The organism is Xylophilus sp. GOD-11R (assembly GCF_033546935.1).
Classification (GTDB): Bacteria; Pseudomonadota; Gammaproteobacteria; order Burkholderiales; family Burkholderiaceae_C; genus Xylophilus.
The window spans coordinates 4,882,324-4,905,296 of record NZ_CP137854.1; the positions used below are offsets into that span (position 1 = coordinate 4,882,324).

Annotated in this window: 24 protein-coding genes; 12 read left to right on the plus strand and 12 right to left on the minus strand. The window is 68.1% G+C overall.

Features of this window, described 5'->3' with window-relative positions:
• Window positions 1-4: 4 nt before the first annotated feature.
• Entirely contained in the window at window positions 5-985 is a 981-nt protein-coding gene (locus R9X41_RS22560) for a Bug family tripartite tricarboxylate transporter substrate binding protein (RefSeq protein ID WP_318632664.1), read from the minus strand.
• A 108-nt stretch (window positions 986-1,093) separates the two neighbouring features.
• Between R9X41_RS22560 and R9X41_RS22565 the strand changes: the two genes are divergently transcribed.
• From R9X41_RS22565 to R9X41_RS22605, 9 genes are all read left to right on the plus strand, one after another.
• On the plus strand, window positions 1,094-1,837 hold the full coding sequence (locus R9X41_RS22565; RefSeq protein ID WP_318632665.1) for an IclR family transcriptional regulator: 744 nt from the start codon (window positions 1,094-1,096) through the stop codon (window positions 1,835-1,837).
• Between the two features lie 13 nt (window positions 1,838-1,850).
• Window positions 1,851-2,417 carry a DNA-3-methyladenine glycosylase gene (locus R9X41_RS22570; protein ID WP_318632666.1) on the plus strand — a complete coding sequence of 189 codons (567 nt, stop codon included), beginning with the start codon at window positions 1,851-1,853 and terminating at the stop codon, window positions 2,415-2,417.
• 146 nt (window positions 2,418-2,563) lie between these two features.
• On the plus strand, window positions 2,564-3,163 hold the full coding sequence (locus tag R9X41_RS22575) for a Csu type fimbrial protein (protein WP_318632667.1): 600 nt from the start codon (window positions 2,564-2,566) through the stop codon (window positions 3,161-3,163).
• Between the two features lie 7 nt (window positions 3,164-3,170).
• On the plus strand, window positions 3,171-3,719 hold the full coding sequence (locus tag R9X41_RS22580) for a spore coat protein U domain-containing protein (protein WP_318632668.1): 549 nt from the start codon (window positions 3,171-3,173) through the stop codon (window positions 3,717-3,719).
• A complete protein-coding gene (locus R9X41_RS22585) occupies window positions 3,713-4,507 on the plus strand; it encodes a fimbrial biogenesis chaperone (protein ID WP_318632669.1) in 795 nt (264 codons plus the stop codon). The genes R9X41_RS22580 and R9X41_RS22585 overlap by 7 nt, the downstream gene beginning before the upstream one ends.
• Window positions 4,494-6,845: a fimbria/pilus outer membrane usher protein gene (locus R9X41_RS22590; protein WP_318632670.1), complete on the plus strand. Its 2,352-nt coding sequence runs from the start codon at window positions 4,494-4,496 to the stop codon at window positions 6,843-6,845. The genes R9X41_RS22585 and R9X41_RS22590 overlap by 14 nt, the downstream gene beginning before the upstream one ends.
• Window positions 6,842-7,780: a Csu type fimbrial protein gene (locus R9X41_RS22595; RefSeq protein WP_318632671.1), complete on the plus strand. Its 939-nt coding sequence runs from the start codon at window positions 6,842-6,844 to the stop codon at window positions 7,778-7,780. The genes R9X41_RS22590 and R9X41_RS22595 overlap by 4 nt, the downstream gene beginning before the upstream one ends.
• Window positions 7,781-7,874: 94 nt before the next feature.
• Entirely contained in the window at window positions 7,875-8,756 is an 882-nt protein-coding gene (locus tag R9X41_RS22600) for a gamma-glutamyl-gamma-aminobutyrate hydrolase family protein (protein ID WP_318632672.1), read from the plus strand.
• A gap of 84 nt (window positions 8,757-8,840) precedes the next feature.
• Window positions 8,841-9,956 (plus strand): hypothetical protein, encoded by a 1,116-nt coding sequence (locus R9X41_RS22605; RefSeq protein WP_318632673.1) that lies wholly within the window; start codon window positions 8,841-8,843, stop codon window positions 9,954-9,956.
• Between the two features lie 26 nt (window positions 9,957-9,982).
• Here R9X41_RS22605 and R9X41_RS22610 read toward each other — a convergent pair whose 3' ends face one another.
• Window positions 9,983-10,672 (minus strand): hypothetical protein, encoded by a 690-nt coding sequence (locus R9X41_RS22610; RefSeq protein ID WP_318632674.1) that lies wholly within the window; start codon window positions 10,670-10,672, stop codon window positions 9,983-9,985.
• A 137-nt stretch (window positions 10,673-10,809) separates the two neighbouring features.
• The gene (locus R9X41_RS22615; protein WP_318632675.1) at window positions 10,810-11,286 is read right to left on the minus strand and encodes an Lrp/AsnC family transcriptional regulator; all 477 of its coding nucleotides are present in this window, start codon (window positions 11,284-11,286) and stop codon (window positions 10,810-10,812) included.
• Window positions 11,287-11,421: 135 nt separating this feature from the next.
• Between R9X41_RS22615 and R9X41_RS22620 the strand changes: the two genes are divergently transcribed.
• On the plus strand, window positions 11,422-15,006 hold the full coding sequence (locus R9X41_RS22620) for an indolepyruvate ferredoxin oxidoreductase family protein (protein ID WP_318632676.1): 3,585 nt from the start codon (window positions 11,422-11,424) through the stop codon (window positions 15,004-15,006).
• A gap of 26 nt (window positions 15,007-15,032) precedes the next feature.
• On the opposite strand, the gene R9X41_RS22625 is transcribed toward R9X41_RS22620, so the two are convergent.
• The 5 genes from R9X41_RS22625 to R9X41_RS22645 all read right to left on the minus strand — a co-directional run bounded on the left by R9X41_RS22625 (window position 15,033) and on the right by R9X41_RS22645 (window position 18,630).
• Window positions 15,033-15,437, minus strand: coding sequence for a hypothetical protein (locus tag R9X41_RS22625; RefSeq protein WP_318632677.1), 405 nt, complete (start codon window positions 15,435-15,437; stop codon window positions 15,033-15,035).
• Between the two features lie 23 nt (window positions 15,438-15,460).
• Window positions 15,461-15,898, minus strand: a complete 438-nt coding sequence (locus R9X41_RS22630; RefSeq protein WP_318632678.1) for an OsmC family protein — start codon at window positions 15,896-15,898, stop codon at window positions 15,461-15,463.
• Between the two features lie 147 nt (window positions 15,899-16,045).
• Entirely contained in the window at window positions 16,046-16,975 is a 930-nt protein-coding gene (locus tag R9X41_RS22635) for a hypothetical protein (RefSeq protein ID WP_318632679.1), read from the minus strand.
• Complete coding sequence (locus R9X41_RS22640) at window positions 16,972-17,490, minus strand: hypothetical protein (RefSeq protein WP_318632680.1); 519 nt, start codon at window positions 17,488-17,490, stop codon at window positions 16,972-16,974. The genes R9X41_RS22635 and R9X41_RS22640 overlap by 4 nt, the downstream gene beginning before the upstream one ends.
• Before the next feature lie 315 nt (window positions 17,491-17,805).
• Entirely contained in the window at window positions 17,806-18,630 is an 825-nt protein-coding gene (locus tag R9X41_RS22645; RefSeq protein WP_318632681.1) for a hypothetical protein, read from the minus strand.
• Window positions 18,631-18,693: 63 nt separating this feature from the next.
• Here R9X41_RS22645 and R9X41_RS22650 point away from each other — a divergent pair, with 63 nt between their 5' ends.
• Window positions 18,694-19,143: a bifunctional diaminohydroxyphosphoribosylaminopyrimidine deaminase/5-amino-6-(5-phosphoribosylamino)uracil reductase RibD gene (locus R9X41_RS22650; RefSeq protein ID WP_318632682.1), complete on the plus strand. Its 450-nt coding sequence runs from the start codon at window positions 18,694-18,696 to the stop codon at window positions 19,141-19,143.
• Window positions 19,144-19,162: 19 nt separating this feature from the next.
• On the opposite strand, the gene R9X41_RS22655 is transcribed toward R9X41_RS22650, so the two are convergent.
• Window positions 19,163-19,783: a hypothetical protein gene (locus R9X41_RS22655; RefSeq protein ID WP_318632683.1), complete on the minus strand. Its 621-nt coding sequence runs from the start codon at window positions 19,781-19,783 to the stop codon at window positions 19,163-19,165.
• 225 nt (window positions 19,784-20,008) lie between these two features.
• Here R9X41_RS22655 and R9X41_RS22660 point away from each other — a divergent pair, with 225 nt between their 5' ends.
• Window positions 20,009-20,599, plus strand: coding sequence for a DUF2889 domain-containing protein (locus R9X41_RS22660; RefSeq protein WP_318632684.1), 591 nt, complete (start codon window positions 20,009-20,011; stop codon window positions 20,597-20,599).
• Here R9X41_RS22660 and recX read toward each other — a convergent pair.
• The 3 genes from recX to R9X41_RS22675 all read right to left on the minus strand — a co-directional run bounded on the left by recX (window position 20,572) and on the right by R9X41_RS22675 (window position 22,872).
• Window positions 20,572-21,039, minus strand: coding sequence for a recombination regulator RecX (recX, locus tag R9X41_RS22665; protein WP_318632685.1), 468 nt, complete (start codon window positions 21,037-21,039; stop codon window positions 20,572-20,574). The genes R9X41_RS22660 and recX overlap by 28 nt on opposite strands.
• Before the next feature lie 31 nt (window positions 21,040-21,070).
• Window positions 21,071-22,135, minus strand: a complete 1,065-nt coding sequence (gene recA / locus R9X41_RS22670; protein ID WP_318632686.1) for a recombinase RecA — start codon at window positions 22,133-22,135, stop codon at window positions 21,071-21,073.
• Between the two features lie 137 nt (window positions 22,136-22,272).
• A complete protein-coding gene (locus R9X41_RS22675; protein ID WP_318632687.1) occupies window positions 22,273-22,872 on the minus strand; it encodes a TetR/AcrR family transcriptional regulator in 600 nt (199 codons plus the stop codon).
• Window positions 22,873-22,973: the final 101 nt, after the last annotated feature.

Here is a 22,973-nt window from a genome sequence, read left to right on the forward strand (position 1 = left end):
GTCCTTAGTCTGCCTTGGCGCCGGAGGCCTTCACCGCCGCGCCCCAGCGCGGGGTTTCGCTCTTGATGAGCGCGCCCAGTTCGGCCGGCGTGCCGCCGCGCACCGTCGTGCCTTCTTCCTGCATGCGGGCGATGAGCGCCGGCTTCTTCAGCGCGGTGTTGACCGCCGTGTTGATCTGCTGCACCACCACGTCGGGCGTGCCGGCGGGCGCCACCAGCGCCTTCCAGTCCTCGGCGACGAAGCCGGCGTAGCCCGATTCGGCCACGGTCGGCACGTCAGGCAAGGCGGCGATGCGCTGGGCGGAGGTGACCGCCAGCGCGCGCAGCTTGCCGCCCTTGATCATGGGAATCACGCTCGGCGGCGTGGCGATGTAGAGATCGGTCACGCCGCCGATCAGGTCGGTGATGGCGGGGCCGGCGCCCTTGTAGGGCACGTGCGTCATCTGGATGCCGGCGCGGCGGGCGAACATTTCACCGGCGATGTGGCCGACGGTGCCGGTACCGGGCGACGCCATGTTGAGCGGCTGACCGGCGGCGCGGGCTTTGAGGTCGGCCACGGTCTTCAGCGGCGAATCGGCGCGCACCACGATCACCACCGGCTGCGTGGCCAGCAGGGCGACGGGAGCGAAGTCCTTCAGCGGATCGAAGGGCAGCTTCGAATACAGGCTCGGGTTGATGGCCAGGTTGGCCGTTTGCCCGGTGCCCAGGGTGTAGCCGTCGGCCTTGGCCTTGGCGACCATGTCCAGGCCGATGTTGCCGCCTGCGCCGGGGCGGTTGTCGATCACGAAATTCCACTGCGTGGCCTGGGTGACGTCGTTCATCACCAGCCGGGTCAGCACGTCGGTGCCGCCGGCGGGCGGGAAGGGCACGACCAGACGGATCGGCTGGCCGGGGAAGGCGGACTCGGCGCCGGCAGGCGCGACGGCGGTGACAAGCGCTGCGGCCAGCGCGCAAAGGACGGAGGAGCGAAGGGTCGGCAAAGGCATGGAAGTTGTCTCGAAATAATTTCAAAGATAGAACGCTATTCGATCTATGCTATTTGTCGACTTGCAGAATGTCAATTTCCGCCGACTTTCCTTCGTCTCTTCGCCCCGATGCCCAAACGCCCCGCCGTCCCCGCGCTTGCCGACCAGAACGCCGCCGAAGGTGGCATCGCCACGCTCGACCGCGCCCTGTCGCTGCTCGCCTGTTTCAGCGCCGCCCAGCCGGTGCTGACGCTGGCCGAACTCGCCGGCCGTACCCGCATCAGCAAGAGCACCATCCTGCGCATGCTGGCCTCGCTCGCCCATGCGCACCTGGCGCAGCGCCTGCCCGACGGCCGCTGGACGGTCGGCGCCGAAGTCGAGCGATTGCACCGGGTGTTCGCGGCCTCCTTCTCGCTCGAAGACGTGGTGATGCCGGCCTTGCAGGCGCTGGTCGACGCCACGCACGAAAGCGCGGCCTATTACGTGCCGCACGGCCAGCAGCGCCTGTGCCTCTACCGCATCGAGTCGCCCCGGCCGGTGCGCGACAACCTCAAGCCGGGCGACCTGCTACCCATGGACCGTGGCGCCGGCGGCCGGGTGCTGCAGGCCTATGCCGACGACGCGTCGCAGCTCGACGAGGCCCTGCGCGCGCGCATCCGCAAGGAGCAGCTGGTCGTGCTCATCGGCGACCGGGTGCCCGAGCTCGCGGGGCTGGCCGCGCCGGTCTTCGGGCCGGACGGCGCGCTCGCCGGCGCCGTCACGCTGACGATGCCGTCCAACCGTCTCGACCACGACCACGCGCCGCCGGTGCAGGCCGCCGGCCGCGCCATCACCCAGGGGCTGGGCGGGCGCTATCCGGCGCCGGGCCATTGAACCGGGGCGCCCCATGCTCGCCGGCGTCGACTTCGATGCATCCGCCGCGGTGGTCGCCGCACAGCTGATCGGCGTCACGCTGCTGGTCGACGGCGTGGGCGGCCGCATCGTCGAGACCGAGGCCTACGACCCGCACGATCCGGCCTCGCACAGCCACGCCGGCCCCACCGATCGCAACCGGGCGATGTTCGGTCCGCCGGGACATGCCTATGTCTATCGCTCCTACGGCATTCACTGGTGCCTCAATCTTGTCTGCGGTCCGGCGGGGCACGGCGCGGCGGTGTTGATCCGGGCGATCGAGCCCGTCGCCGGCCTGGACCGCATGCGTGAGCGGCGCGGCTTGCAGGAGGCACGGCTTCTTTGCGCCGGCCCGGGTCGTGTCGGCCAGGCCTTGGGCATCGACCGCCGGCTCGACGGCCGATCGCTCGCCGAGCCGCCCTTCGAATTGCGGCCCCGGCCCGTGGGCGAGACCGTCATGCTGTTGTCTGGCCCGCGCATCGGCATCAGCCGCGCGGTCGATGTTCCCTGGCGTTTCGGCGAAGCCGGATCGCGCCATCTGAGCCGGCCATTTCGCACATGACAGGCCGGGAATAACCCCCGCCTCCCCCGTCAAGTAACAAAAAGATTAAAGAAATCGGTCCGAAGGTGCGATAAAGATGCCAGGACTGGACACGTGCCCATACACGCCGTGCCGGAAATGGTTCCAAGCAGCACCAAGGGCGGACGATGAGCGATGCGATTCGGGAGAAGACAGGCTGGACAGGCGGAGTGCGAGCCGCGCTGTGCGGCACCGCCCTGGCGTTGGTCGCCGCCGGCGGCCAGACCGCCACGCTGAGCGGCAACCTCGTCGCCTCGCTGACCCTGACCGCCAGCTGCATCGTGGTGGGCGCACCCGGCTCCACCGGCGGCATCAACCTCGGCACCCTCACTTTCACCTCGCAGCCCAGCACCTTCACCGGCACGATCAATGCGATCCCGGTCGCCGGCGTGAGCGGCGGCGGCGCCACCCAGCTGCTTTGCTCGCCCGACGTGAGCGGGTTGTCCATCTCCATCGACGGCGGCAGCAACGCCGGCCAGGGCGCCGCCGTGGGCGTTGGCACCCGCGCCATGCGCAACGGCACGGCCTTCATTCCCTACGAGATCTTTCAGGACGTCGGCCATACCGTGGCCTATCCCGTCGGCACGGCGCTCACCACCGGTTTCAGCATCCCGGCCAACGGCGCGGCGATCAACCTGCCGATCTTCGGCCAGGTCAACAAGACCAGCGCGTCGGCGCTGCCCTCCGGCACCTATACCGACACCCTGGTGGTGACCCTGACCTTCTGACCCACCGATGCTCCAGCCTTCCGTGACGCTTCGCCGCACGGCAGCCCTTCTTCTGGGGCTGCTGCCGGCGCTGTACGGCGTGCCGGCGGCCACCATCCCGACCAGCCCCACCTTCTCGGTCGGCGCCACGGTGCAGAACGGCTGCCTGGTGGTGGGCAACCCGGGCCAGACCACCGGCCTGGTCTTCGGCCAGATCGGCTTCGGTGCTTTTTCCGCACTGTCCGCAGGCCTGCAGACCGCCGCGCTCGGCCCCTCGGGCGGCAGCCAGGCCTTGCTGCAGTGCACTGCCGGCACCACGGTGCAACTCTCCATCGACGGTGGCCTGCATGCGGTGGGACTGCAGCGGCGCCTGGCCAACGGCAACGGCTTCTTCGTGCCCTATGCGCTCACGCTGACCAACATCGGCAACCTGCCTGTGCTGCCCAACGTGCCGGTCGGCATCGCGCTGGGCGCCACGCCGCAGGCGCTGCCGCTGCAGGGCACCGTGCTGTTGCCGGGCCTGGGGCTGGCGGCGGGCATCTACACCGATACCGTGCAGGTGACCGTATCGTGGTGAACCTGTCCGGCCTTTCACGCCTGGCCCGCAGATTCGCATCGTCGGCTCTCGCGGTGACCATGGTGGCGGCGCAGGCCGGCACGCCGCTGCTCATCTGGCCGATCGACCCGGTCATCGCCCCCGACCAACAGGCCGCCGCGCTCTGGCTGGAGAACCACGGCGCCGAACCCGCCGTGCTGCAGGTGCGCATCTTCGACTGGCAACAATCCGAAGCCGGCGAGGACTACCAGCCCCAGCAGGCCGTGGTGCCCAGCCCGCCCATCGCCACCATCGCGCCCGGCGCCAGGCAGCTGGTGCGCCTGATCGCCACCCGCCCCGCCACACCCGGCGTGGAGCAGCCCTACCGCATCTTCATCGACGAGCTGCCCACGCCCGCCTCGCAGGAGGCCGAGCGCCGCGAAGGCGCATCGGTAAAACTGCAGCTGCGCTACGCGGTGCCCTTGTTCGTCTACGGCGCCGGCGCGGTCGCGCCGCAGAGCCGCACACGCGACGGCTTCGGCGGCCCCGACCGCCGCGCGCTCGAACCCGCGCTCGACTGGTCCGTCGGCGGCGACAGCGCCAAGCCGATGCTGGTGCTGCGCAACAGCGGCGCGGCGCATGCCCGCGTGACCGCCGTGGCCTGGTCCACGCCGGACGGCCGCACCGAGTCCATCAACCCCGGCCTGCTCGGCTACGTGCTGGCCGGCCGAACGATGCGTTTCCCGATCGCCCGGCCGCTGCCCCGCAACGCGACACTGCGCGCCCAACTCAACGGGCTGCCCGCCGACATCCGCCGTGCCACGGACTGACCGTGCACGCCGCCGCCGTCATGCCGCCCCGGTCATCGCCGTGTGCATCTGCCTTCCCCGACTGCTCTCGGCCGGCACGCCGCCGCCGCTGCAACTGGCCGACGCCAACGGGCCGGTGCCGCTCTACCTGGAGCTGGTGGTCAATGGCCGTGCCAGCGGCGAGGTGGTGGAGGTGACCCAGCGCGGCCCGCACTACGAAGTCGACGCCTCGGTGCTGCGCCGCCTGCACGTGCTGCGCCAGGCCGAAGCCAGCCGGCGCGTGGCGGTCGATTCGCTGCCCGGCGTGGGAACCGAATATGACAGCCTCAACCAGCGCCTGCTACTCACCGTGCCGCCCGAATGGCTGCCGGAGCAGCGCCTGGGCGGCATGGCGCGGCGCCCGCGCGTGGAAGCCATCGCCGGCACCGGCCTGCTGCTGAACTACGACCTCTACAGCACCACCACCCAGGGCCGCTCCACCAACTCGGCCTGGAGCGAGCTGCGCTGGTTCGGCCCCGAGGGCGTGCTCAGCCACAGCGGCATCCTGCGCCAGGGCGGCTGGAGCGGATCGGCCTACCTGCGCTACGACACCCGCTGGAGCCGGCCCGACACCGACGGCGCGGCCGAACGCAACATCGGCGACGTAGTCGTCGGCGCCCTGCCCTGGACCAGCGCGGTGCGGCTCGGCGGCGTGCAGTGGTCGCGCAACTTCGGGCTGCGGCCCGACCTGGTCACCTACCCGCTGCCGCAGTTCGCCGGCCAGGCGGCCGTACCCTCGGCGGTCGACCTGTTCGTCAACGGCTACCGCACCGCCAGCCGCAACATCGAGCCCGGGCCGTTCACCTTCAACGAGCTGCCTTTCGTCAGCGGTGCCGGTGCGGCCACCGTCGTCACCACCGACGCGCTGGGCCGCCAGGTGGCGACCAGCGTGCCGTTCTATGTCAGCACCACGCTGCTGCGGCCGGGGCTCACCGACTATTCGATTTCGCTGGGCGCGCTGCGCCGCGCCTATGGCCTGCGCAGCTTCGACTACGGCCAGCCGCTGGCCGCCGGCGTGCTGCGGCGCGGCTGGAACGACCACCTCACGCTCGAAGCGCAGGGCCAGGTCGGTCGTGGCCTGCAGGTGGCGGGCGTCGGTGCGGTGTTCCAGCCCGGCACCTGGGGCACGATGTCGGCATCGCTCAGCCGGGGCAGCACGCCCATCAATGGCAGCGGCTGGCAGGCCAGCGCCGGCTACCAGTACAACACCCAGCGCGGCGGCTTCAGCTTCCAGCAGATCAACCGCCAGTCGGGCTATGGCGACGCCTCCACCTACGCCAACGACGGCTATCGCCTCTACCGCCAGCAGCGCCAGATGACCGCCACCATGGCCGTCGGCAGCGGCGCGCTCACCGGCGGCTTCGTCGACCTGCGCGGCGGCGGCAACGCGGCCGTGCCGGGCGATGCCCGCAGCCGAGTCGTCTATGCCACCTACACCCGGCCGATCGGCCAGGCCGCCTACGTCGCGGTGACCGCCGGCCGCACCATCGAGACCGGCGACACCCAGGTGCGGCTGCAGCTCACCTATACGCTCGGCCGCAACACCACCGCCAACATCGCGGCCGTGCGCAGCGGCGACGACCAGCGTTTCCAGGCGCAGTACCAGCAGAACATTCCCTCCGACGGCGGCTTCGGCTGGAACATCTCGCGCTCGCTCGGCGAAGGCAGCCGCGACTACAGCCAGGCCGCGCTGCAATACCGCAACCGGCGCATCCTGCTGCAGGGCGGCGTCTACGGCACCGAAGGCAACCTTGCGCGCTGGGCCGGCGCCAGCGGCTCGCTCGGCTACCTGGACGGCCGGGTCTTCGCCACCAACCGCGTGACCGACGCCTTCGCCGTGGTGGCCACCGGCCGGCCCGACGTGCCGGTGCGCTTCGACCAGCAACTCATCGGCACCACCGACCGCCACGGCGACCTGCTCGTGCCGCAGGTGCCCGGCTACCTGCTCGGCCAGTATGCGATCGAGATGCTCGACCTGCCGCCCGACGTGCAGGTGGCCGTGCCCCAACGCGCGGTGGCCGTGCGCGGCGGCACCGGCGCCCTGATCGAGCTGCCGGTGCGCACCGTCGAGTCGGCCACGCTCTACCTGCTCGACGCCGCCGGCGTGCCGCTGAAGGCCGGCACCGCCTTCCACCATGTCGAGACCGGGCTCGACAGCGTCGTCGGCTGGGACGGCGTGGCCTACCTGCCGCAGCTGATGCCGGTCAACACCGTCGTCGCGCGGCCGCAGAGCGGCATCTGCCATGCGCGCTTCGGCGCCGACCAGTACCGCCAGGGCGAACGCAACCTGCGCTGCGTGCCCGGCGCGCCGCCACCATGAAACACGGCATCGCCATCGTCGCGGCGCTGCTGGCCGGCCTGTGTTCCAGCGCCGGCGCCTGCACCTTCGCCGAGTCCGGCAACTCGCTGGGCAACGTGTCCTCGTTCCTGGTACGCAGCGGTCCGCCGCGCACCGGCACCGCCAATGTCGACTTCAACTGCAACGGCGTGCTCCTGGCCCTGGGCAGCGGCGTGCCGACGCTCAGCGCCGCCATCGCCGGGCCGGTCACCGGGCTGACGCTGAAGAACGGCACCGACAGCATTCCCTACACCATCACCGCCAACAACGGCCAGCCCTACACCAACGGCCAGCTCGTCATCAGCCTCAACGGCACGGCCGTGGTCTCGCTGCTCAATGCCAGCTCGGCCCGGGTGCCGTTCAACATCGTCACCGGCACCTCCGCCAACGTGGCCGCCGGCGTCTACAGCGACACCCTGACCGTGCTGTGGAACTGGCAGAACATCTGCGAAGGGCTGATCAACGCGCTCAACGTCTGCGTGGGCGTGCCGAGCAGCGGCGTCAACGTGCCGCGCACGCTCACCGTCAGCATGACGGTCACCAACGACTGCGCGATCAACGCGCCCGACATCCAGTTCGGTGCTGCGCCGCTGCTCACCGCCTTTCCCACCGTCAGCCAGAACATCGGCCTGCTCTGCACCAAGGGGCTGGTCTACACCGTGGGCCTGTCGACCGGTGCCGACCCGTCCGGCGGCAGGCGCCGCATGTCCTCCGGCGCCAACCGCCTGCAATACGACATCTTCAAGCCCGACACCACCGTCTGGGGCGCGACCGGCCAGGCGCGGGCCAACGGCATCGGCATCGCCGACGGCCTGAACACCCAGCTCATGCCCTACACCGCCCGCATCTATACCGACCAGCCCGCGCCCGCAGCGGGCACCTACACCGACAACATCACCGTCGACGTCGGTTTCTGATCGAGCGTTTCGGGAAGGCAACAAGTAGTACCCAGGCGGCCAACAGGGCGGGCAAACCGGGTAGGCTGGCACGTCCGTCGTCCAGCCGCCCACGATGCCCAAAGCCACTCCGCCCCGACTCAAGATCGGCTTGTCCGCCTGCTTCCAGCACGCCGATCCCTCGCGCCCCCTGTTCACCGGCAAGACCCTGCAGTACGTCGAGCAGTCCATCGCCCACTGGCTGATGTCGGCCGGCGCGCTGGTGGTGATGGTGCCCTGCCCCACCGGCGAGACCGCGCGCGGCGATGTCACCCTGGCCCACTACGCCGAATGGCTCGACGGCGTGGTGATGCACGGCGGTGCCGACGTGTGGCCGGGCAGCTATGGCGAGGAGCCGCTGCGCGAGGCCTGGATCGGCGACCGCATCCGCGACCTCTACGACCTCGCCGTGGTCGAGGCCTTCGCCCAGGCCGGCAAACCGATCTTCGGTGTCTGCCGCGGTCTGCAGCTGATCAACGTGGCCTTCGGCGGATCGCTCTACCAGGACATCGAGACCCAGCACGAAGGCGCGCTGCGCCACCGCGATGCCGACACCTACGACCTGAACTTCCATGACATCGAGATCGTGCAGGGCACGCACCTGTCCAGGCTCTATCCGGACCTGAAGCAGTCGCGTGTCAACAGCATCCACCACCAGGGCATCAAACGCCTGGCCGACGGTTTCACGGTGGAGGCCTGGAGCCATCCGGACGGCGTGCCCGAGGCCATACGCCGCACCGGCGGGCCGGTGCGCGGCTACATCGCGGCCACGCAATGGCACCCCGAGTTCCACCGCCAGGGCCGGCACTCCACCATCGACGACACCGCCATCCTCCACGACTTCCTGCAGGCCTGCGCCGCCAGCCGCCAGCGGCCGCACCAGCCGGCGCGCCACATTCCCGGCCGCATCCGCGACCGCGCCACGCGGCTGTTGCGCCAGGCGTTACTGATGCGCTGAAGTCGTCGCGGATTCGGCTTCACAAGCGACGAAAAACCGCCCCTTCGCTTCAATCGCGATGTCTCCACCACCGGTGCCATCGCGATGTTTCCCAGCTCCATTTCGAACAACGTCACCCACCTGGCGAACCACGCCCCGACCGGGCAGCCCGCCACCGTGATCCTTCCCCCGTCCGGTCCAGAAAACCCCGGGCTCCAACGCGCCGATCACCGGCTCGAAAACCTGCCCGGCTTCGATAACGACACCGCGATCTCGACCGGCGGTTTCGGCCCGCCGCCGCACCGCGACACCCTGCCGCGCCCGTATGTGTTCGACGTCCGGGTCCAGAACCGCACCGTCACCGACTGGATCGCGGCCTATGCCGATCTTCTGTGGACACGGCCCGCCGACAACACCAGCAGCTCCGAGGGCGTGCGCCAGACCGTCATCGACGCGCTCGGCGGCCGCAAGTCCTCACAAGGCCTGCAGGCCTCGCGCCAGTTCAGCGAGGTCTACCGCTACCTCGACGGCATGGCCCGTGCGCGCGACTGGTATGTGGCCCGGTTCCCCTCGCACGCCGACCTGATCCGCGACGGCGCCAACTACCTTCGCAGTCTGGCGGTCGATCGCCTGGCGCGCGGCCTCCACGAGAGCGACCCGGCCGCCAACTTGCGCGCCCACATCGAGCCGCGGATCGCGACGGCCCAGCGCGAAGTCGATGCCGCCCTGGCCCGTGAGCGGGTCGACAACGAGCGCCGACAGGAAGCCGACCGGGTACGACAGCAGAAGCAACAGCAGATAAAGGAAATCCAAGCCTTCTGGCGGGGCGCACTGGATTTTTCGTACGACTGGCTCCGCTACATTCTTTTCGGTGAGAAATTCTTCACCAGCATCGAGGACATGGAGCGCAACTGCCCGCCTGGCGACTACAAAACCGTCTACGACCCGCTGGTCGACCGGGAGATGGCGACCAGCGAGTTCGTCTACCAGGGCGGCTATATGCGCAAGGCCTACCTCTTCATGCCCGACGGCAGCGACCGGCTGGTTTCGTTCTACGGCCCCTACTGGATTTACGCCGAAGTCGACCCCCGCAGCCGGGGCATACCGGCCGATATGGCGGTGGTGGCGGAGCAGGACCGGCATGTCAACGTGCACTGGAACGACGACCCGGCAGTGATCAATGCCCGCATCGAAGGCTCCAGCACCAACCGGGTGGACTAGACATCGCGGGGCCTGCCCCGCGCGGCTCAGCACCGGAAGTGGCCGATGAGCCACTGCAGGAACCAGGGCAGGCAGCTCTGCTGCAGCCGGATGCGGCAGTTGATGCGCCGCTGCAGCTCTGCGGCGGACGGGCCTTCCCGCAAGCCCTCGTGCGCCATGGCGATCATGCCGGCGCGACGCGCCTTCTCGATTTCGTCGCGCACGATGGCCTCCCAGCCCAGGCGGTCGAAATCGCCTTCCTCGGCGCGCAACCGCTGCAGCTGCTCCCGTTGCACCCGGGCGAGGTGCACGGCGAGGCGGTTGATCGATCGCAGCCGTCGCAGAAATTCGCGCCCCTGCCAGGTGTGCACGCCGCCGAGCGCACGCAGGTGCTTGCGCCGCAGTGCAACGAGCAGGCCGCTGCGTGGGCCGCCCATGCGTGCACGCCAGAGCGCTTCGCCGATGCGCAGCAGGTCGACGCCGGCCTGGTGCAGCATGAGGAACTCGGGCGGTATCAGGTTGGCGATCACGAAGCGCCGGGACCGGACGGGCGAGTCGTGATCGTAGGCAGGCGGCTTGAAACTGCCGGCGGTCCAGGGCGGCCGGCCATCGCCGGCCGGGGGCTCATGCGCGTCGGCGGAGGCAAGGTCGGAGGACGGCGAAGTCTGCGGGTGTAACGCCAGGGCCAGCGGTGCAGGAACGGGGGCGCTCAGGTGGGTGACGGGCGTGGTGAGCATGGTGTGTCGCGTTGCCGGGGTGTCGGGGTGTCGGGGTGTCGGGGTTTCGGATCCTCCGCAATGCACCCTCGATCGACGCACCCGCCCGCGAAATCGGCGCGGCCCCGGCGAATGCCGCGGCGGCGGCGGCGCCGCGATCACAGGGCCAGGTGGTCCAACGGCAGCCCCGATGCCGACTTCACCTCGCCCAGGGAAAAGCTCGTGTGCAGGTCCTTCACCTGCGCAAGCCCGGCCAGGCGCTGCAGCGCGAAGCGCGAGAAGCTGTCCAGGTCCTCGGCCACCACCTGCAGCTCGAAGGTGCCGGTGCCGCTGATGTAGTGGCAGCTGATCACCTCGGGCAGCTGGCGCACTGCTTCTTCCAGCTCGCGCATCGCGCCGGCCGAATTGCGCTCGGCGTCCAGCCGCACATAGGCCAACACGCCGAGCCCGAGCTTCTGCCGGTCCAGCCGGGCGTGGTAGCCCAGGATGAAACCCGCCTCCTCCAGCGCACGCACCCGGCGCCAGCAGGGCGCGGCCGACAGGCCCACCCGCTGGGCCAGCTCGGCATTGGTCAGCCGCGCGTCGGCCTGCAGCTCACGCAGGATCGCCAGGTCGAATCGATCGAGTGTTTTCATTCGCAGCCTCCAGGAGCAAGGATCTTTCTCCGACACCCCTTTGGAAGGCAATAAACGCAAACACCTATCCGGGCGCAAAACCTACACTGATCCGACATAAAGCCGCACTCGAAGCGGCAACAGGAGACAGACCCGATGAATGCACCCCTACCCGATGCGGTCCTGCGCGCGATGGCCCAGGCCAGCCTGGACGACCGCTACACCCTGGACCACGGCCGCGCCTTCATGAGCGGCGTGCAGGCCCTGGTCCGGCTGCCGATGCTGCAGCGCCAGCGCGACGCGCTCGCCGGCCACGACACCGCCGGCTTCATCAGCGGCTACCGGGGCTCGCCGCTCGGCGGCTACGACCAAGCGCTGTGGAAAGCGCAGAAGCACCTGGCGGCGCAGAACATCGTGTTCCAGCCCGGCGTCAACGAGGAGCTGGCCGCCACCGCCGTCTGGGGCACCCAGACCCTGGCCTATACCGACCCCGCCCAGCAAAAGTACGACGGCGTCTTTGGCCTCTGGTACGGCAAGGGGCCAGGCGTGGACCGCTGCTCCGACGTGTTCAAGCACGCCAACATGGCAGGCACCAGCCCGCTCGGCGGCGTGATCGCGGTGGCGGGCGACGACCACATCTCCAAGAGCAGCACCGCCGCGCACCAGAGCGACCACATCTTCAAGGCCTGCGGCCTGCCGGTGTTCTTTCCGGCGAACGTGCAGGAGATCCTGGACCTGGGCCTGCACGCCTTCGCCATGAGCCGCTTCGCGGGTGTGTGGGCGGGGCTGAAGACCATCCAGGAGATCGTCGAATCCAGCGCCACCGCCGTCATCGACCCGACGCGCGTGCAGATCGTCATCCCCACCGATTTCGAGATGCCGCCCGGCGGTCTGCATGTGCGCTGGCCCGATCCGCCGCTGGAGCAGGAAGCCCGGCTGATGGACTTCAAGTGGTATGCGGCGCTGGCCTATATCCGCGCCAACCGGCTCAACTACACCGCCGTGGAAGGGCCGCGCGACCGGCTCGGCATCATCGCCAGCGGCAAGGCCTGGAACGACACGCGGCAGGCGTTGGTCGACCTGGGACTGGACGACGAGGCCTGCCGGCGCATCGGCATCCGGCTGCACAAGGTGGGCGTGGTCTGGCCGCTGGAAGCCCAGCTCACCCGCGCCTTCGCCACCGGGCTGCAGGAGATCCTGGTGGTGGAGGAGAAGCGCCAGGTCATCGAATACCAGCTCAAGGAAGAGCTCTACAACTGGCGTCCCGACGTGCGGCCCAACGTGCTGGGCAAGTTCGACGAGGTGCAAGGCGATTTCTCCGGCGGCGAATGGAGCATGCCCAACCCCAGCGGCGGCACGCTGCTGCGCGCCAACGCCGACCTGTCGCCCGCGCTCATCGCCCGCGCCATAGCGCGGCGCCTCACGCGGCTCGGCCTGCTCGACGCGGCCGGCGACGACCTGGCCGCGCACGTGCGCACGCAGCTCGCGGTGCTCGACGCCAAGGAAGTTGCAGCCAAGGCCACGGCCGGCGTGGCCGGCGCCGAGCGCACGCCGTGGTTCTGCTCGGGCTGCCCCCACAACACCAGCACCGTGGTGCCCGAGGGCTCGCGCGCCATGGGCGGCATCGGCTGCCACTACATGGCCACCTGGATGGACCGCGAAACCCTGGGCTTCACCCAGATGGGCGGCGAGGGCGTGCCCTGGGTCGGCCAGCAGCCGTTCACCCGCGAAAAACACATCTTCGCCAACCTCGGCGACGGCACCTACTTCCACAGCGGACTGATGGCGATCCGCCAGGCCATCGCCGCGGGCGTCAACATCACCTACAAGATCCTCTACAACGACGCCGTGGCCATGACCGGCGGCCAGCAGGTGGGTGAACGGCCCGAAGGCCACAGCGTGCTGCAGATCTGCCAGAGCCTGCAGGCCGAGGGCGTGGCGCGGCTGGTGATCGTCACCGACGACCCGGCCAAGTACCAGGGCGTGAAGATCGCCGGCGACCCACCGGTGCGCCACCGCGACCAGCTCGACGCCACCCAGCGCGAACTGCGCGAGGTGCCCGGCACCAGCATCCTGGTCTACGACCAGACCTGCGCCACCGAGAAGCGCCGGCGCCGCAAGCGCGGCACGCTGGCCGACCCGGCGACCCGCATCGTCATCAACGACCTGGTCTGCGAAGGCTGTGGCGACTGCGGCGTGCAGAGCAACTGCCTGTCGGTGGAGCCGCTGGAGACACCCTTCGGCCGCAAGCGCACCATCAACCAGAGCAGCTGCAACAAGGACACCAGCTGCCTGAAGGGCTTCTGCCCGAGCTTTGTCGAAGTGTCCGGTGGCGCGCTCAAGAAGCGCGCCAAGGCGCAGGCGCCGTCGCCTGCCGAGCTGGGCGAACTGCCCGAGCCGGAGCAGCCCGCGCTGTCCGATCGGTCCGGCGAGCCCTGGGGCGCAATGGTCGCGGGCGTCGGCGGCACCGGCGTCATCACCATCGGCCAGCTGCTCGGCGTGGCCGCGCACCTGGAAGGCAAGGGCATCGTCACGCAGGACGCGGCCGGCCTGGCGCAGAAGGGCGGCGCCACCTGGAGCCATGTGCTGATCGCAGCGCGCCAGGACGACATCCTCACCACCCGCGTCGGCACCGCTGCCGCCGATTTGGTGCTGGCCTGCGACCCGCTGGTGGCGGTACACCACGACACCACCGAACGCCTGCGCGCCGGCCGCAGCCACGTCGCCCTCAACACCCACGGCGCGCCGACCGCGCAGTTCGTGCACCACGGCGACTGGCAGAACCCCGAGCAGGCCTGCGGCGTGGAACTGGCGCGGCTGGTGGGCGCCGAGGCCGTCGGCGCCTTCGATGCCGACGGCACCGCCACACGCCTGATGGGCGACAGCCTCTATGCCAACCCCATGCTGCTGGGCTACGCCTGGCAGCGCGGCTGGATCCCGCTGGGGCATGCGTCGTTGATGCGCGCCATCGAGCTCAACGCGGTCGCGGTCGAGGCCAACAAGACGGCGTTTCTCTGGGGTCGCCAGGCCGCGGTCCGGCCGGCCGCCGTGGCCTCGGCCGCAACGCCCTCGCAGGTCATCGCCTTCCAGCCGCGCGAGAACCTGGCGTCCATCGTGGCGCGGCGGGTGGCTTTCCTGACCGACTACCAGAACGCGGCGTATGCGGCCCGGTACCGGGCCGTGGTGGACCGCGTGGCCAAGGTCGGTGAAGGCGACGCGCTGGCCCAGGCAGTCGCCAAATCGTTGTTCCGGCTGATGGGCTACAAGGACGAATACGAAGTCGCCCGGCTGCACGCCGACCAGGGCTTCGTCGACCGCGTACGCGGCATGTTCGATGGCGACATCCGGCTGAACTATCACCTTGCCCCGCCTATCCTCGGCCGCCACGACGAGCAAGGCCGGCCAGTCAAGCAGCGCTTCGGTCCGTGGATGCTGCCGGCCTTCCGGCTGCTGGCGCGGCTGAAGTTCCTGCGCGGCACCGCCTTCGATCCCTTCGGCCACACCGAGGAGCGCCGCACCGAGCGGGCCCTGGTCGACGAGTACCTGACCACCGTCGAAACCCTGCTCGACGGCCTGGCCCACGGCGGCGACATGGCGCTGGCGCTGGAGATCGCCCGGTTACCCGAGTCGATCAAGGGATACGGCCATGTGAAGGCGCGCAACCTGGCCGCCGCCCGCCTGCGCCACGCCGAGCTGATGGCGCGCTGGAACGCGCCGCCGCGCACCACGCGCGCCGCCTGAGAGGTGCGCCTTTTCGGGCGCTGGACTCAGGGCTTGGCCGGCACCGTGGTCGTGGTCGTCGTGGTTTCGCGGATCACACCACCGCCCTCGACGCTGCCGCCGGTGGTGGTGGTCGTGCTGCTGGTGCCGCCGCCGCTCATGCGGGTCAGGCAGTCGGTCTTCTCGCCGCCGGTGAGTGCACGGCAGCGGTCGGCCGCATTGGCGCTGGCGGCAGACGCCGCCGGCGTGGTGAGGTTGCCGCGCTGGGCTTCCTGCCTGGCTGCGCCGGTCTCGCGCTTGCACGCGGCCGGGTCGTTACGCGCCTCGTGGCCGGTGCAGCCTTTTTCGACGATGTCGGCCGCGTGGGCGGCCAGGCCGAGCAGGCAGGCCGCCCCGAAAATCGAGGCCCGGCGCAGCAGCAGCGTCGTGCCGGAGGGTGATGCTGTGGGCATGACGAACTCCTTAAAGCAGCGGCTCAGCCGCGCAGCGTGGCGGTGAGCGTGATCTCGGGCACCGAGACCAGCGCCTTCGACAGCGGGCAGCCCTGCTTGGCCGCCTGTGCGATTTCCTGGAACTTGGCCTCGTCGATGTTGGGCACGCTGGCGTCCAGCGTGAGCGCGATGCGGTCGATCTTGAAACCGTCGCCGTCCTTGGCCAGGCGCACCTGGGCCTTGGTGTCCACCGAGGCGGTCGGGAAGCCGGCCTTTTCGGCGGCGAAGGCGAAGGCCATGGTGAAGCACGCGGCGTGCGCGGCGCCCAGCAGCTCCTCGGGGTTGGTGCCCTGCTTGTCGCCTTCGAAGCGGGTAGCGAAGCCGTAGGGTTTGGCCTTGAGCGTGTCGGTTTCGGTGCTGATGGCGCCCTTGCCGGTCTTGCCGGCACCTTCCCAATGAACCGTCGCGAATTTCTCGATCATGCAAATCTCCTGAGGATGGGACGTGAAAACTGTCGTTACTAGCATGCACTGCGTGTGGCACGTCGGTCGTCGGACGACGCCGCAGATGGCGTGTATGCATAAATTGGCAGGCATCCGCTGCCGCGGCTTTTCAAAAGCCCCACCTGCTTACTTTGGCAGGAATGCTTCGGCATCGCGCGTCTTCACGATGGTGACTAGCGCTGGATATACTTCCTCGAATATTGCTTTCCCTTCAGCCCCAAAATAATCGCGAATTTGCGCCTCGACCAGCTCCCGGCGTGATTCAACGCAAATCCCCAATCGTGCGCATGATTCCAGGACGGTGGGGTCTCGCGCTCCACATTGCGTACCAGTCCCTTCGCACAACGCCGCGTTCCATGCATTGATGAGGAGTTGGCCATTTTCAGAGCTGTAGCGCTTACCGGCAACCATGAAATCATCGGATTCGCCACGGTACATGACGAGCGGCCCGATATATTCCAGAAGAAGGGGGTCGTTCGCGGCAAGGGCCTGGTGGACCACGTTCAATCGTCTTTCACGGTTAGCGTCGGCCTGCATGAACTTGACCCACAAGTCCTTCAGCCCGCCTGACAGCCGAGGGTCGCTAATAGCGTGCAATCGACTTTGATCTGAAAGTTCGTCTGTAGAAAAGGAGGCGCAGCGCGCTGCCATCAATTCCCGCGCACCATCCTGCCTGCTCGAGTGAGAAGCCTCCATTGGCTCCGCCCGCAAATATCCTGTACACAATTTTAAAATATGCATCGCATAAAGGCCGGATTTTTCTGTATGGTCCCTCAACAAATATTCAAAGGCCACACGATAATCTCGCGCCTCTTCCAGCAGGAATTCATTTCGATGCTTTACGTTTAAATCATTTTCGCCGTTTGACTTATTTATTGCAGCTGCCAAAACAGGCGACGAGGCGAGATTAACCTCCTGATCGTTCGACATCGAAAATCGACTTCTTTTTACCGGCTCATGCGCATTAACGTCATGAAATTGATAAAAAACGACAGCCCCCAAAAGCATCAGCCCCCCGATTAGAGAGGCAAGAATGATACGCAGGGACCGGTTCATCCGCAGATATGATGGCGTTTAATTGCACCATCGCCCATCTTACGTGTATTTGGAATGGGGCCCAACGGAATGGCTGACGACAGCATGGGGTTGGTCACCAAAAACTCTTCCTGCCCACCGTCGGCAAATATCACAAGCAATCGCCCGCCGTAATAGGGCTTTTTCTTGAACACCCAATCCCAGAGTGTTTGACCTTGTTTGACCACACGAAAAATTTGTTCGGCAGCCAAGGTTCGACTCAGCTCGTCAGAATGCGATGTCACGTCTTTATAGTTTCCGCCTGAACATCGTACGTTGATGAGCGCCAGATGCTGGTCTATGGCCGCGACCATCATTGGATACTCGGGAAATGGCGCGGCCCCCACCTGCTGACCAAAACTGAACCCTGCGCCAAACCCGCCACCCCATGCATAAGACCCATATACACTCACAACCGGCAACGATTGAGCTTTGGCTGCTGAGATAGATATCAGCAACATCACAATAATTTCAAATAAATATTTAATTGACGCCATGGATTTGCATTGCTTACTACAAGAAAATTCGCACGTTTTTTTAATAATTTGCCGGAATGCAAACCTAGTGAGAACGCGAAGCAAATGTATGGGCCGGGCGGATCGGTGTAAAACGCTATTTGGATATAACCGCCATCTTTATTGTCGATAGTTGGCCGCACATCCCTAGGCCCAAGTAATGGGCATCCGCGCCACACGTTAAATGGCCTGAAGAAGGCAGCGCGCAATGCCGCTCCTGCGAAATCCTTGAAAAGGGACTTGGAAATCGACGGACGCACTGCGTGCCTGAACCAGCCAATCTTCTGACCCTTCTTGTTACGCGCGCGGGTCGTCCTCGCAGGGCTGCAGCAGCGCCTGATCGTCGTCGCCGAGCACCGGCAGCGCCGTGGCCTTGGCCAATGCGAGCCAGATGCCGAAAGACAGCGTCTTGGCGCGCCGCGGGGCGGGCCGCACGACCACGAGGCGCGGCTGATCCGGGTCGCCCTCGGCGCGCATCACGCCGCACTCCGGCGGAATTTCCTCGGCCTCACCAATGGAACGCCCCCGGCCGTCGGTGCCCAGCACGTACCAGCACTCGCTGCTCATGTCGAGGTAGGCGGCGCGCTTGGCCGGGTTGCGCAGGTCCGACAGCAGGTCGGAGCGGCGCACCTTGATCTCGTGCACCACGGGCGCGAGGTAGGCCTCCACCGAGGTGTTGCGCACCGAAAAAACATCGGGCCGGGCGATGCACCAACGCGAGGGCCGGGGCGCGTTCGTGTCGTCGACCTGGTCGGCCGGCGGCTCGCTCGGCGGCCCCTCGCACGGTACCTGCGCCCGCAGCGACAGCCCACGCCACACGATGCGGCCGGCGCGCTGCATGGCGCGGGCGACCTGCTCTTCCAGCGCTTCGTGCGCCGAACGCGCGGCCCGATTGCCGGCCAGCGTGCTGGCCATCAGCGACAGACCTTCGGGCGTCACCCGCAGCGAGGCGCGGCCGTGGGCATCGAAGACCTGCGTCACCAGGCCAGCGGTGACGAGTTCCACCTCCACCAGGTCCTGGCAGGGCCAGCCGGCGGATCGGTAGATGTCGCGCAGGCGTCGTGCATGGACACGGCCGATGGCGGCGGCCGGCGGGGGCGATGAGAGGGCGGAAGAAGGCATGGTCGAAGTCAACCGACGAGCTTAGCGGGGCCGTCAAGACCCGGGCGCTGGTAGGCTCGTCGCATGGACGCCGATTCCGCCCGATCTTTCATGCAGGCCGCCCTGGCCGAAGGCCGCCTCGCGCTGCCCGCCTGCCTGCCCAATCCACCGGTCGGCTGCGTGCTGGTGCGCGGCGGCGAAATTGTCGCCCGGGGCCATACCCAGCCGCCCGGGAACCCGCATGCCGAGGCCGGCGCGCTGGCCCGGCTGCAAGGCCCGCTCGACGACGTGGTCGCCTTCGTCACCCTGGAACCCTGTTCCTTTCACGGCCGTACGCCGTCGTGTGCCCGCACGATGGTGGAGCGCGGCGTGCGCGAAGTGTTCGTCGCAATGCTCGACCCGGATCCGCGCAACGACGGTCGGGGCATCGCGATCCTGCGCGAGGCCGGCGTGGCGGTGACGGTCGGGCTGCTGGGCGACCAGGCCGCGCTGGATCTCGGCCCCTACCTCGCGCTGAAGGAAAACCGGCCCTGATCGAGCCCGGCCGTGGCCGCTATTGGCCGCAGATCGCGGCCAGGGCCAGCGCGCAGAGCACCGCGGCGCTGATGCCGCTCAAGATGAGCAGCACCAGCAAGGTATGCAGCCGCGCGACGGTGGCGACCAGCACCGCCGGCGGCCACCAGGCGGCCGGCCGCTGCGACGCGTCGCCCTGGTTGAGGATGAACTCCTTCATCGTCAGTTCGGGATCGTGCACCCGTGCATACGACAGCTCCGACTGCACCTGGTCGTAGAGCTCGGATTCGCTGCCCATGGGCACCAGCCGGAAGATGGGCGCGCCCTGCGCATCGCGGCAGGGGATCCATCCCGAATGCTGCCGCCGCTGGCGGCGGTAGCGCGCGATGAGGCAGAGAAAGGACAGACCGCAACAGCAGGCCAGCGCCAGGAAGAAGATGGCGTTGTGATGGTCCATGACCCAGAAGCTCGCCGACAGCGCCAGCACGGCCACGCTGCGGGCGGCCGAGGCGGCGGAGATCTCGGGCGCGTCCTCCTCCTGCCCGGGGCGGTACCGCAGCGGCAGCAGCATCCGCGCGAGCGGCCCGCTCAGCAGGATCAGCGCGATGCAGACGATGAAGAATGCGCCGGTCGGGGCGCCGAAACGAGAAAGAAACTGCATGTGAAACCATCCAGGCGGGGCGGGAAGGTGCAGCCAGGTGCACGAAAAACGCATGGGGCGTGCACGACGAGATGCACCCTGGAAGTGCGGGCGGAACCGCGCGAGCGATGCGCGGTGCTGCACTTCACGGTCGGCCCCGGGAGGACGCGTCGCAAAATTCTCCCGGCTGGATGCTCGGAATCGCATCTCGACTCACACTCAGATCATTGATTCATCTGATTTCACATGAACGAACTGCCGACCGCCGCCGCTCGCCAACCGATCCACACGCGCCGCACCACCACGCACGGCTTCCTGCGTGAGGACGGTCTGTGGGATATCGAAGGCGAACTGGTGGACACCAAGGCCTACGACTCTGCCTCCTCGGCCAGCCACGCGCGCCAGGCGGGCGAGCCGATCCACCACATGCGCATCCGGCTGACCATCGACGACGGCCTGGTGGTGCGCGAGGCGACAGCCGTGATGGCCAGCACGCCTTTCGACGAATGCGCGCCGGCGGTGCTGCCCTTTCACCGGCTGGCGGGCGCGCGCATGGGCCCGGGATGGCGTCGCGCTGTGGACGAGGCCATGGGCGGCGTGGCAGGTTGCACCCACTTGCGGGAACTGCTGTCGGCCATGGCGACGACCGCCTTTCAGACGGTGTATCCGCATCTGCAGCGCACGCGCCGTTCGGCCGGCGGCGCGCTCTACGAAGGCGACGTGCCCGCGCCCCACATGGGTCAGTGCGTGGGCTGGGATTTCGACGGCGCGGTGATAGCCCGGGTGGCGCCGCAGTTCATCGGCAGGCGTCAGCCCGCATCGTCGTCCAAGGGCTGATCGGCGCCGGCCAGCACGCGCCGCACCACGTCGGAGCCGAAGCCGCGCGCCATCAGGAAGCGGCCCTGGCGGCCGCGTTCGGCGGCGTCGGCCGGCGGTGCGTCGAAACGCCGGCGCCAGACCTCGCGGGCACGTTCGAGTTCGCTGCCCTGCAGCCGCGCGACGGCCTCGGCCACCGCGTCGGGCGCGATGCCCTGCTGGCGCAACTCCTGCCGGATGCGGCCCGCGCCGAGCCGGCCGGCGCGGCGGTTGAGCACCGATTCGACATAACGGGCGTCGCTCAGGAAACCCTTCTCGGCCAACTCGTCGAGCACCGCGTCGAGCGTGCCGGGTGCTTCCTCGTGCGGGGCCAGCTTGCGCTTGAGCTCCGCCCGGGAATGCTCCCGGCCGGAGAGATAGCGCAGCGCGCGGCCCTTGAGCGAGATCTTGCCGAAGGCCACGTCGTGCGCGGTTGGCGTTGCCCGGCGGCGCTTACGCGTCGGCGGTTTCGGTCTCGACGTCGGCCGGCAGCACGGCCACGCCCAGGCTCTCGCGCACCTTGTTCTCGATCTCGCGGGCCAGCGCCTTGTTCTCGCGCAGGAACTCGCGGGTGTTGTCGCGGCCCTGGCCGATCTTCTCGCCCTGGTAGGCGTACCAGGCGCCGGACTTCTCGATGATCTTGGCCTCGACGCCCTTGTCGATGATCTCGCCCTCGCGGCTGATGCCCTCGCCGAACATGATGTCGAACTCGGCCGTCTTGAAGGGCGCGGCGACCTTGTTCTTGACCACCTTCACCTTGGTCTCGTTGCCGACGACTTCCTCGCCCTTCTTGATGGTGCCGATGCGGCGGATGTCCAGCCGCACCGAGGCGTAGAACTTGAGCGCATTGCCGCCAGTGGTGGTTTCGGGGCTGCCGAACATCACGCCGATCTTCATGCGGATCTGGTTGATGAAGATGACCATGCAGTTGGTCTTCTTGATGGTGGCGGTGAGCTTGCGCAGCGCCTGGCTCATCAGGCGGGCTTGCAGGCCTGGCAGGCTGTCGCCCATTTCGCCTTCGATTTCGGCCTTGGGGGTGAGCGCTGCGACCGAGTCGACCACGATGAGGTCGACCGCACCGGAGCGCACCAGGCTGTCGACGATCTCGAGGGCCTGCTCGCCGGTGTCGGGCTGGGAGATGAGCAGGTCCTGCAGATTGACGCCGAGCTTCTGGGCGTATTGGGTGTCGAGGGCGTGCTCGGCATCGACGAAGGCGCAGGTGCCGGCCTGGCGCTGCATTTCGGCGATGACCTGCAGGGTCAGCGTGGTCTTGCCGGAAGATTCCGGGCCGTAGATCTCGATCACCCGGCCGCGCGGCAGGCCGCCCACGCCCAGGGCGACGTCGAGGCCCAGGGAGCCGGTGGAGACGACCTGGATGTCGGCGACGGTTTCGCCTTCACCAAGTCGCATGATGGTGCCCTTGCCGAACTGTTTCTCGATCTGGGCGAGGGCGGCCTGCAGGGCCTTGGCCTTTTCGGCGGAAGCGGCGGCATTGGCGGCGGCGGTCTTGGCGTCCATGGGAATTCTCCGGTGAGTCAACGAGTTGGCGTGGGATTGATCCGCTGTCCGCATGAACAGGCTGGATGCTTGACCAGTATTCTAGAGGCCAAGTATCTGCTGACAAGTGCGTTATTTAATACGTTTGCCTGACCATTTCAGGCCACGCCTGCGCCCAGCGTTTTCTCGACCAGCGCGCTCACGTACGACCGGTTCAACCCTGGCAGGCCAAACTGGAAGCGGTAGAACATGGCGCCATAGATCTGGTCGTACAAGGCCTCGGCTGGCTGGTCGGCGCGGATGACGCCATCGCGCTGGCCGCGCCGGATCACCCCCGCACCGAGCTTGCGGCGAATGCGGAGATAGCGCTCCACGAACAGCGCCGAACTGCCGGTCTCGGCCATGCACTCGGCCAGCACCGCCAGCTGCACCTGGCCGAGATCACCTTGCAGCGCAGCGAGGTAACGCAGGGCATGGGCGCGGATCGCCTCGACCGGCGGATCGGTTCGCGACAGCGGCAGCATCGCGGTCGCCTGCTGCAGGAAGGCATCGATGAGCAGGGCGAGCCGGCTGTCCCACCACTTGTAGATGGTCATCTTCGACACCCCCGATTCGGCCGCGATGGCCTGCAGGGTGGCGCCGCGCAGGCCCTGCGTGGCGCACAGCCGCCAGGCCGCATCGAGCACGGCCGCCGAGGCCGCCTCGGAGCGCGGGCGGCCGGGCCGGCGGGGCGTGGCGGAGTCGGACTTGTCGGTCATCACGGGCTTTCGGCGATCAGTGTCATCGGGCCTATTCGACCATGGCGACTGGCATGCATGTTGCGAGTCCGGACATATTTCTGTACTAAAAGTATAGTTAT

Excerpts from the sequence above, each read along its gene's own strand:
- R9X41_RS22560 (WP_318632664.1), bottom strand. The coding sequence starts at position 985 with ATGCCTTTGCCGACCCTTCGCTCCTCCGTCCTTTGCGCGCTGGCCGCA.
- R9X41_RS22565 (WP_318632665.1), top strand. The coding sequence starts at position 1,094 with ATGCCCAAACGCCCCGCCGTCCCCGCGCTTGCCGACCAGAACGCCGCC.
- R9X41_RS22570 (WP_318632666.1), top strand. The coding sequence starts at position 1,851 with ATGCTCGCCGGCGTCGACTTCGATGCATCCGCCGCGGTGGTCGCCGCA.
- R9X41_RS22575 (WP_318632667.1), top strand. The coding sequence starts at position 2,564 with ATGAGCGATGCGATTCGGGAGAAGACAGGCTGGACAGGCGGAGTGCGA.
- R9X41_RS22580 (WP_318632668.1), top strand. The coding sequence starts at position 3,171 with ATGCTCCAGCCTTCCGTGACGCTTCGCCGCACGGCAGCCCTTCTTCTG.
- R9X41_RS22595 (WP_318632671.1), top strand. The coding sequence starts at position 6,842 with ATGAAACACGGCATCGCCATCGTCGCGGCGCTGCTGGCCGGCCTGTGT.
- R9X41_RS22600 (WP_318632672.1), top strand. The coding sequence starts at position 7,875 with ATGCCCAAAGCCACTCCGCCCCGACTCAAGATCGGCTTGTCCGCCTGC.
- R9X41_RS22605 (WP_318632673.1), top strand. The coding sequence starts at position 8,841 with ATGTTTCCCAGCTCCATTTCGAACAACGTCACCCACCTGGCGAACCAC.
- R9X41_RS22610 (WP_318632674.1), bottom strand. The coding sequence starts at position 10,672 with ATGCTCACCACGCCCGTCACCCACCTGAGCGCCCCCGTTCCTGCACCG.
- R9X41_RS22615 (WP_318632675.1), bottom strand. The coding sequence starts at position 11,286 with ATGAAAACACTCGATCGATTCGACCTGGCGATCCTGCGTGAGCTGCAG.
- R9X41_RS22620 (WP_318632676.1), top strand. The coding sequence starts at position 11,422 with ATGAATGCACCCCTACCCGATGCGGTCCTGCGCGCGATGGCCCAGGCC.
- R9X41_RS22625 (WP_318632677.1), bottom strand. The coding sequence starts at position 15,437 with ATGCCCACAGCATCACCCTCCGGCACGACGCTGCTGCTGCGCCGGGCC.
- R9X41_RS22630 (WP_318632678.1), bottom strand. The coding sequence starts at position 15,898 with ATGATCGAGAAATTCGCGACGGTTCATTGGGAAGGTGCCGGCAAGACC.
- R9X41_RS22635 (WP_318632679.1), bottom strand. The coding sequence starts at position 16,975 with ATGAACCGGTCCCTGCGTATCATTCTTGCCTCTCTAATCGGGGGGCTG.
- R9X41_RS22640 (WP_318632680.1), bottom strand. The coding sequence starts at position 17,490 with ATGGCGTCAATTAAATATTTATTTGAAATTATTGTGATGTTGCTGATA.
- R9X41_RS22645 (WP_318632681.1), bottom strand. The coding sequence starts at position 18,630 with ATGCCTTCTTCCGCCCTCTCATCGCCCCCGCCGGCCGCCGCCATCGGC.
- R9X41_RS22650 (WP_318632682.1), top strand. The coding sequence starts at position 18,694 with ATGGACGCCGATTCCGCCCGATCTTTCATGCAGGCCGCCCTGGCCGAA.
- R9X41_RS22655 (WP_318632683.1), bottom strand. The coding sequence starts at position 19,783 with ATGCAGTTTCTTTCTCGTTTCGGCGCCCCGACCGGCGCATTCTTCATC.
- R9X41_RS22660 (WP_318632684.1), top strand. The coding sequence starts at position 20,009 with ATGAACGAACTGCCGACCGCCGCCGCTCGCCAACCGATCCACACGCGC.
- recA (WP_318632686.1), bottom strand. The coding sequence starts at position 22,135 with ATGGACGCCAAGACCGCCGCCGCCAATGCCGCCGCTTCCGCCGAAAAG.
- R9X41_RS22675 (WP_318632687.1), bottom strand. The coding sequence starts at position 22,872 with ATGACCGACAAGTCCGACTCCGCCACGCCCCGCCGGCCCGGCCGCCCG.